The organism is Propionibacterium acidifaciens DSM 21887 (assembly GCF_000426605.1).
GTDB classification, from domain to species: Bacteria; Actinomycetota; Actinomycetes; order Propionibacteriales; family Propionibacteriaceae; genus Propionibacterium; species Propionibacterium acidifaciens.
The window spans coordinates 45704-52158 of the sequence record NZ_AUFR01000002.1 but is presented as its reverse complement, the minus strand read 5'-3'; the positions used below and the strand labels follow the sequence as shown (position 1 = coordinate 52158).

Annotated in this window: 5 protein-coding genes; 2 read left to right on the top strand and 3 right to left on the bottom strand. The window is 71.2% G+C overall.

Annotated elements, in window-relative coordinates:
• Both K336_RS20040 and K336_RS0101735 read left to right on the top strand, forming a co-directional pair.
• The coding region (locus K336_RS20040) for a transposase (RefSeq protein WP_211223409.1) at positions 1 to 739 on the top strand (739 nt) is incomplete at its 5' end.
• A gap of 714 nt (positions 740 to 1453) precedes the next feature.
• The gene (locus K336_RS0101735; RefSeq protein ID WP_028706130.1) at positions 1454 to 1762 is read left to right on the top strand and encodes a hypothetical protein; all 309 of its coding nucleotides are present in this window, start codon (positions 1454 to 1456) and stop codon (positions 1760 to 1762) included.
• Here K336_RS0101735 and K336_RS0101730 read toward each other — a convergent pair.
• The 3 genes from K336_RS0101730 to K336_RS13665 form a co-directional block, all read right to left on the bottom strand.
• The gene (locus K336_RS0101730; RefSeq protein WP_028706129.1) at positions 1759 to 3078 is read right to left on the bottom strand and encodes a dicarboxylate/amino acid:cation symporter; all 1320 of its coding nucleotides are present in this window, start codon (positions 3076 to 3078) and stop codon (positions 1759 to 1761) included. The genes K336_RS0101735 and K336_RS0101730 overlap by 4 nt on opposite strands.
• Before the next feature lie 414 nt (positions 3079 to 3492).
• Positions 3493 to 4959 (bottom strand): lysine--tRNA ligase, encoded by a 1467-nt coding sequence (lysS, locus tag K336_RS0101725; RefSeq protein WP_028706128.1) that lies wholly within the window; start codon positions 4957 to 4959, stop codon positions 3493 to 3495.
• Between the two features lie 72 nt (positions 4960 to 5031).
• Positions 5032 to 6417: a UDP-glucose dehydrogenase family protein gene (locus tag K336_RS13665; RefSeq protein ID WP_081660496.1), complete on the bottom strand. Its 1386-nt coding sequence runs from the start codon at positions 6415 to 6417 to the stop codon at positions 5032 to 5034.
• Between the last annotated feature and the right edge of the window lie 38 nt (positions 6418 to 6455).

Here is a 6455-nt window from a genome sequence, read left to right as displayed (position 1 = left end):
GTTGGATCAGGGCCGGAAGGCCCACACCGCAAGACTGAGGCCCGCCCCGAGCACGAGGCCTGGACCCGCCGCATGCAGCCCCCGAAAGGACAACGCACCAGACCGTCCGTGGACCGGCAGAAGACGTCCCAGTCCTTCCCCGACGCCCTCCCCGACCAGCAGAACAGTCACGCCGTACCCGACCGAGCAGAACCAGAACACCTGGCAGACGACCCTCGCACCGGACCCGCTCCAACAAGAAACCGGCACCGGCAAGACCGCGGTCGTCCCGGACAACGCCCGCTTCCACCATGCGAAAGCGTTGACCGGCCTCCACGAGCCCGGCCGGCTGCTGGAGCGCATCACCCCTGTTTTCCTGCCGCCGTACGCGCCCGACCACAACCCCGCCGAGCACGTCCGGAACACGGCCAAGAACAACACCACCACCATCCAGCACGAGACCCCCGAAGAAACCCTCGAAACATTCGCCTCACACATCACCGGCCGTGCCTTCGACCACGACTCCGAACACCTCCCCGCCCCGCGAAACCAGAAACGATTTTGTTTCATGACAGCCATAATTCTACCTCACGATCATTTCACCCACTGTCCGAAAAACACCAAGCACTCCACACAAAACCCAAGGCTTGACAGCCAGGCCATCGGGCTTCTTGCCCAGGGGCAGGGCCACGATCTTGACGAACCTGGTCGTCCGTTCCATGAGCATCGCCGCCGCCGAGGCCCCGTCCTTGACCTGTGACGGGATCACCCTCCCAGCCGCGACTCCCGGCGGCCCCGCACGTCGTCAGGACGCTCCCCGGTGCCTTCCCCGTCCCGATGATGGAGGCTCCCCGCTGGCCGACCCTGCGACGAGGACGCCGACAGGTCCGGCCGCCGTAGCGGCATGATCCCGTGATGGGCCAGTTCTCCTTCCGGAAGAGACAGTGGATCCAGGCGTGCGGATGGTCTCGTGAGACACGACGGCACCTCCTGCCGGCGGAAACCCTCTCCGAGGGTCTCACCTGCCGGCTCGCAGCCTCCAGATGGAATCTCCCGGCGGCCTGGACGGGTTGTGCGGGACTTCGCCAGATCGGCCAGGGCCCTGGCGCGCAGCACCGGCTCTGTCTCCAGGCGGCGGGGTCTGGGCCGGGACCGTCGGGTGGCTACCTGCTGGTCCGCCTAGCCGGGCCGATAGGCGCCCCTGCCACCGTGTCGGGCAATTCCCCGGGACACGACCGAGGGACACCGGCCCGGCCCGGATCAGCGATCCGCCGCACCGAGCAGCCCTGGGCCAGACCCTCCCCGAACGACTTGGCTGTCCGTCCTGGCCCGCAACCGTCTCAACACCAACCCCCTTGTCACAGGCACGAACACCGTTGCTTCAACACTATGACACCACCCTGGCGGCCTCCGGGATCAGCTACGCGGCCAGAACGGCCACAGGTAAGTCGACGCTGACCATCCCACCGACCTCATGACGCACGTCCTGACGAATCAGGACACCTCGGGGATCATTCCCGTCGTGCGCCGGGAACAGGAGGACACGGGCAGGGCTCTGGAGCAGGCCGGTCAGGCCGTCGTCTCGGCCCGGCTCTCCCATCGGGAGCAGGAGAGTCCGGTCCTCACCGACGGTGATCCGACCCCGGAGTTGCCCAGACGCGCCGCGGTCGAGTCCTCGTCCATCGCCGAGCAACTCCGGGACGTGGCCCGGCTCCACGACGAGGGGGGCCTCTCCGACTCGGAGTTCACCGTGGCGAAGTCACGACTGCTCGGGAACCTCTAGGACGTGCTCGGCAGGACACCGAGGTCCTCGGCGCTCATGCCCGGGGCCGAGACATCATCGAGATAGGCCGTCGTGTCGAAGGCGAGCTCGCGGGCGTTCTCGGGGTCGCCGCCGTCGCTGATCCGGCCGCCGGTCATCCGGTCGACGATGATGGCGAGGGCGCCGTCGCCGGTGACGTTGGTGGCGGTGCCGAAGGAGTCGAGGGCGATGTAGGTGGCGATCATGAGGGCCACCTGGGCGTCGTCGAAGCCGAGCATCGAGGACAGCAGACCGGTCGCGGCCATGATGGCGCCGCCGGGCACGCCGGGTGCGGCCACCATCGTGATGCCGAGCATGAAGACGAAGCCGACCCACTGCGCGGTGGAGATGCTCACGCCCTGGGTGAGGGAGATCGCGTAGGCGAAGGCGAAGATCTTCGAGGTGGAGCCGGCCAGGTGGATCGTCGCGCACAGCGGCACGGTGAAGGAGGCGACGGCGCCGGACACGCCGTTGCGCCTCGTCTGGCGCAGGGTGACGGGGATGGTCGCGGCCGAGGAGGAGGTGCCCAGGGCGGTGAGATAGGCCGGCAGCATCGTGGCGAGGGCCCTCACCGGGTTCTTCCGACCGTAGGCGCCGGCCACGCAGTACTGGACGCCGAGGATGACGACCTCGAGGAGCAGGACGACGACGACCACCCTCAGGAGGGTCTTCACGACGGCGAGGGCCTCGCCGGTGTAGGTGAGGTTGAGGAAGATGCCGAAGATGTGCAGCGGCAGCAGCGGGATGATGATCCGCTCGATGAGCTTCGTGATGATGGCGCGGAACTCGACGAAGCCCTTGCGCAGGACCCCGCGGGGGATCATGCCCAGCCCGATGCCGAGGACGAAGGACAGCAGCAGGGCGGTCATGACCTCGAGCGGCGCCGGCATCTCGACGGTGAAGTAGCTCTCCAGGGCGCTGCCCGGCTTCTCGACGTCGCCCAGCGAGGTGCTCGCCAGGAGGCGCGGGAAGACCTGCGCGCACACGAGATAGGTGATGAAGCCCGAGAAGAGCGTCGACGTGTAGGCCAGGGCCGCCGTGATGCCGAGCCACTTCCCGGCGCCGCGCCCGAGGTCGGCGATGGCCGGAGTGACGAGCCCGACGATGATGAGCGGGATCGAGAAGGTGAGGAACTGGCTGAACAGGTCGGAGAAGGTCGCGAAGACGCGGCCGACGCCGACGGGCAGCAGGTGATTGCCGCCGATGCGCACCGAGCCCAGCACGAGGGCGAGGACGATGGCGGCGAGCACCCACACGAGGATGCCGCCCTTGGACAGGGCTCTGCGGAGCTTGGGCATGGGGAACCTTCCGGCGCCGGCGGCGGCGCGGGCCGCCGCTCGCCACGGTCAGGGTTTCACACGCGCGGGCGCACAATGCGCGGCGGACGGAGAACGAGACACCCGGGCCCGCCCCCGAGCGCGGGGCCGAGCCCTCCGGTCCGGCGGGGAGAGGCTCCACCACCCCGGCCCGGTGCGACTGCGCCAGCTGGAGGTCTCGGGCCCGGCGGGGAAGGCTCCGGAATTCCGGAGCCCCCGGACACGGGGTCGAGCCCGACGAGGAGCGGGACGGGTCCGTCGTCCGCGCCCGGTCCCTCAGCCGCAGCGGCAGGCCATCCCCGCGGAGCGGTTGTGAAGGTTGTGAAGCCGGCCACGCCGACCCCGGGCCGGTCTCCGACAGCCGCGGATCGCGCCGACGGACGAGACATCCGGGCTTCAGCCCTGCGGCCGCAGCAGCGGGAAGAGGATCGTCTCGCGGATCCCGGCGTCGGTGAACAGCATGATGAGCCGGTCGATCCCCAGGCCGAGGCCGCCCATGGGCGGGCAGCCCTGCTCGAGGGCGGACAGGAAGTCCTCGTCGAGCTGCATGGCCTCGGGGTCGCCGGCCGAGGCGGCGAGCGACTGGGCGATGAGGATCTCGCGCTGGACGACGGGGTCGACGAGCTCACTGAAGCCGGTGCCGCGCTCCATGCCGCCGATGATGAGGTCCCAGGCCTCGATGCAGCCGGGCTTGGAGCGGTGGCGGCGGGCCAGCGGCTGGGCGATCTCGGGGTAGTCGCAGACGAAGGTGGGCGCCATCAGGTCCTTCTCGACGAGCTCGCCGAAGAGCTCGACGACCATCTTCTGCGGGCCCCAGCCCTCGTCGAAGGCGACGCCGTTGGCCCGCGCGGCGTCGCGCAGCTCCTCCAGCGGGGTCTCGGGCGTGATCCGTCGGCCGAGCCTGTCGGACAGCCCCTCGTGGACCGGCAGCCAGGCCCACTCGCCGTCGAGGTCGATGACGCCGCGCCCGGTCTCGATCCGGTGGACGCCGAGGGCGTCGGCGACGTCCATGACGACCGACCGGAGGGTCTCGGCGATCGTGAACTGGTCGCCCCAGCTCTGATAGGCCTCGAGCATCGTGAACTCGGGGCTGTGCGAGGAGTCGACGCCCTCGTTGCGGAAGACCCGGCCGATCTCGTAGACACGGTCGGCGCCGCCCACCATGACGCGCTTGAGGTGCAGCTCGAGGGCGATGCGCAAGTACATGTCGATGTCGAAGGCGTTCAGGTGGGTGATGAAGGGCCTCGCCGCCGCGCCGCCGTGCAGGGTCTGGAGCACCGGGCCCTCGACCTCCAGGTAGCCCTGGGCCTCCAGCGACTCGCGGATGGTGCGGGTGATGCGCGCCCTGGTGCGCAGCATGGCGCGCGCCTCGGGACGGACGATGAGATCGTTGTGGCGCTGGCGCACGCGCGACTCCTCGGACAGCCCCTTGTGAAGCACCGGCAGGGGCCGCAGCGCCTTCGAGGCGAGCCGCCACTGGGCCGCCATGACCGACAGCTCACCGCGCCGGGACGCGACGACCCGTCCGCGCACCCACACGAAGTCGCCCAGGTCGACCTCGGACTTCCAGCCCGCCAGGGCCTCGTCGCCGATCTCGGCGCGCGAGAGCATGACCTGGAGGCGCTCGGCGTCGGCGTCGGGGGTGAAGCCGTCCTGGAGGGTGGCGAAGCACAGTCTGCCGGAGTTGCGGAGGAAGACGACGCGCCCGCCGACGGCCACCTCGTCGTCCGTCTCCTCGCCGGGCCCCAGGCCGGGCCAGCCGGCCCGCACCTGCGCGAGGGTGTGCGTCCTGCGCAGATCGACCGGATAGGGCTGGCCGCCCGCCTCGAGGCAGCGCCGGCGCTTGGCGGCGCGCACGCGCATCTGCTCGGGAAGGTCCTGCTCGGGCTCTTCGCCCCTGGGGTCGGTCGGCTGCTGGGAACTCACCCGAACAGGTTACCGTGGCACCTTCCGGGGGCTTCGGGCCCGTCGCAGCGCCCGGGTCCGGAGCGCCGGCACGAGCCGGGGCCGGCCGAGCCCCAGATGGGTCCAGCCGGCCTCGCGCCAGCGCCGGACGTCCAGGGCGTTGCGGCCGTCGATGACGACCGGGGTCGCGACCCGGTCCGCCGCCTCGTCCGGGTCGAGGCGGACGAACTCGTTCCACTCGGTCAGGAGCAGGACCAGGTCGGCGTCCTCGAGGGCCGCCAGGGGCTCGCGGACCGTCTCGAGCCCCCGGTGGTGGCGCCGTACGGCGTCGAGGGCCCGCGGGTCGCACACGCGCACCCGGGCCCCCCGCTCGTGCAGGCGCCGCGCGACCTCCAGGGCCGGGGAGTCGCGGATGTCGTCGCTGTCGGGTTTGAAGGCGGCGCCCAGCACGACGACCCGCGCCCCCTCGGGGGAACCGCCCAGGCAGCGCTCGGCAAGGGCCACGACGCGATCGCGACGGCGCCGGTTGATGGCGTCGACCTGCTCCAGGAAGGAGACGGCCTCCCGGACGCCCAGCTCCTCGGCGCGGGCGACGAAGGCGCGGATGTCCTTCGGCAGGCAGCCGCCGCCGAAGCCGACGCCGGCGCGCAGGAAGGCCGCGCCGATGCGCTCGTCGTACCCGAGGGCCTCGGCGAGCGCCACGACGTCGCCGCCGGTCGCCTCGCACACCTCGGCCATGGCGTTGATGAAACTGATCTTCGTGGCGAGGAAGGAGTTGGCGGCGACCTTGACGAGCTCCGCGGTGGGGTGGTTCGTCACGATGCGGGGGACGCCCTCGGCGAGCAGGGGCGCGTAGACGGCGTCGAGCGCCTCCTGCCCCCGGCGGGCGAGCACCGGGTCCCCGGGCAGCCCGTAGACGATGCGGTCGGGGTGGAGGGTGTCCTCGACGGCACGGCCCTCGCGCAGGAACTCGGGGTTCCACACCAGGGCCGCCCCGCGCGGCGCCAGCGACTCGGCGAGGCGCGACGCGGTGCCCACCGGCACCGTCGACTTGCCCACGACGACGGCCCCCGAGCCGGCGGGCAGGGCCCCTCGGAGCGCCTCGACGGCGGCCTCCACGTGGCTCAGGTCGGCGGAGCCGTCATCGGACTGCGGGGTGCCGACGGTGATGAAGTGCAGCTCGGCGCGGGCGAGCTGCTCGGAGGCCGGCGCGACGGCGAACCGCAGACACCCCTCTCGGGTGACGCGCTCGAGGAGCTCGGCCAGGCCGGGCTCGTAGAAGGGCGGCCGACCCGCCGCGAGGGCGCCGACCCGATCGGCGTCGACGTCGACGCCCAGCACGTCGTGGCCCAGCGCCGCCATGGCGGCCGCGTGCACGGCTCCCAGGTAGCCGCATCCCAGAACGGTGATCCGCATGATGTCCTTCCTTCCGTGGTGCTCGTGTCGGTGGTTCC

Coding starts and splice junctions, on each gene's coding strand:
- lysS (WP_028706128.1), bottom strand. CDS start 4,959: ATGCGCGTGCGCGCCGCCAAGCGCCGGCGCTGCCTCGAGGCGGGCGGC.
- K336_RS0101735 (WP_028706130.1), top strand. CDS start 1,454: ATGACGCACGTCCTGACGAATCAGGACACCTCGGGGATCATTCCCGTC.
- K336_RS13665 (WP_081660496.1), bottom strand. CDS start 6,417: ATGCGGATCACCGTTCTGGGATGCGGCTACCTGGGAGCCGTGCACGCG.
- K336_RS0101730 (WP_028706129.1), bottom strand. CDS start 3,078: ATGCCCAAGCTCCGCAGAGCCCTGTCCAAGGGCGGCATCCTCGTGTGG.